The following is a 464-nucleotide window of genomic DNA, read 5'->3' on the forward strand; positions in this document are numbered from 1 at the left end:
GTTCGCCGTCCAGACTATCCTCGACGACGAGACGGACGCGCGGGCGCAGGCGATGGAGGTCGTCGAGTCGCCGACGGTCACCTACGACGACATCGGCGGCATCGACGAGCAGGTCCGCGAGGTCCGCGAGGCGGTCGAACAGCCCCTCGAGAACCCCGAGATGTTCGAGGAAGTCGGCATCGACCCGCCCGCGGGCGTGCTCCTGTACGGCCCGCCGGGGACCGGCAAGACGATGCTCGCCAAGGCCGTCGCCAACGAGACCAACGCCTCGTTCATCAAGATGGCCGGCTCCGAACTCGTCCAGAAGTTCATCGGCGAGGGCGCGCGGCTCGTCCGCGACCTGTTCAAGCTCGCCGCCGAGCGCGAGCCGGTGGTCATCTTCATCGACGAAATCGACGCCGTCGCCTCGAAGCGCACGGACTCGAAGACCTCCGGCGACGCCGAGGTCCAGCGCACGATGATGC

At 68.1% G+C, this 464-nt stretch carries 1 pseudogene; it reads left to right on the plus strand.

The features are described 5' to 3' along the window. Positions 1-464 (plus strand): annotated as a pseudogene (gene pan2, locus D3D02_RS19540) (proteasome-activating nucleotidase Pan2); the annotation flags it as partial.

The sequence above is a fragment of the Halobellus sp. Atlit-38R genome, assembly GCF_003665925.1.
Classification (GTDB): Archaea; Halobacteriota; Halobacteria; order Halobacteriales; family Haloferacaceae; genus Haloquadratum; species Haloquadratum inordinatus.